Genomic DNA, 824 nt, shown 5'->3' with positions numbered 1-824 from the left:
GGTAACATGTTTGATCCATTAAATGAGTTTCCGCATGTAATAGAAATAGGAAGTTTTGAATTAGTTGGTAAATTTCCAAATCAAAAAAGAGTATTTGTTTCAATAACAAAAATTAATGGATTTATGGATACACCATCTACCAGTGAACAACTCAAGTTTTATCAAATGAATACTTCTTATGATTGCAATTTATATACGCCATTTCATATACCGATAGATCGAGAATCAATTTTTAAGTTTGAAGGTAAGACATACGAAGTAATCGGTGAACCAACAGACCAGGGCGGAATGCATGAAGTACTTCTTACTAGATTGAAGGTGTATGAAGTTGGCCAAAGTTAAATATGGTAGTGACAAATTAGTAGTAGATTTAGAGAAATTCGAAAAAGATATGCAAGAGTGGGTTAAAAAAGGTATAGCAAAAACAACACTTATAATATATAACGCTGCTATTGCACTAGCTCCTGTAGATTTAGGTTATTTAAAAGAATCTATAGACTTCACATATAAAGATGGTGGGTTCACCGGGATTATAAGTGTAGGTGCTGAATATGCTATATATGTAGAATATGGTACAGGTATTTATGCTACAGGTCCTGGTGGTAGTAGAGCTAAAAAAATCCCGTGGTCATACAAAGATGACGATGGAGAATGGCACACTACTTATGGAATGCACGCACAACCTTTTTGGAATCCGGCAATAGATGCAGGTCGAAAAGTGTTTAATAAGTATTTTTCTTAAGGTGGTTATGATATGTGGGTATCGGTGGAAGATGATTTATTTAATAGTATTTATAACAAATTAAAAAGCAACCCTATCGTTC

General features: G+C 33.6%; 2 protein-coding genes. Both read left to right on the top strand.

The annotated features are described in order from the left end of the window. Positions 1 to 6 precede the first annotated feature (6 nt). Positions 7 to 342, top strand: coding sequence for a phage head-tail adapter protein (locus tag ACF91D_RS30945; RefSeq protein WP_392438585.1), 336 nt, complete (start codon positions 7 to 9; stop codon positions 340 to 342). Continuing rightward, the gene (locus tag ACF91D_RS30940) at positions 329 to 742 is read left to right on the top strand and encodes an HK97-gp10 family putative phage morphogenesis protein (protein WP_392438584.1); all 414 of its coding nucleotides are present in this window, start codon (positions 329 to 331) and stop codon (positions 740 to 742) included. Before ACF91D_RS30945 ends, ACF91D_RS30940 begins: the two co-directional genes overlap by 14 nt. Positions 743 to 824: the final 82 nt, after the last annotated feature.

This window comes from Staphylococcus sp. 231237_7MaSpsaltlick (assembly GCF_043107035.1).
Note: the sequence above shows the minus strand (reverse complement) of the source record. Positions and strands in the feature narration are given on the sequence as shown.

Coding starts and splice junctions, on each gene's coding strand:
- ACF91D_RS30945 (WP_392438585.1), top strand. CDS start 7: ATGTTTGATCCATTAAATGAGTTTCCGCATGTAATAGAAATAGGAAGT.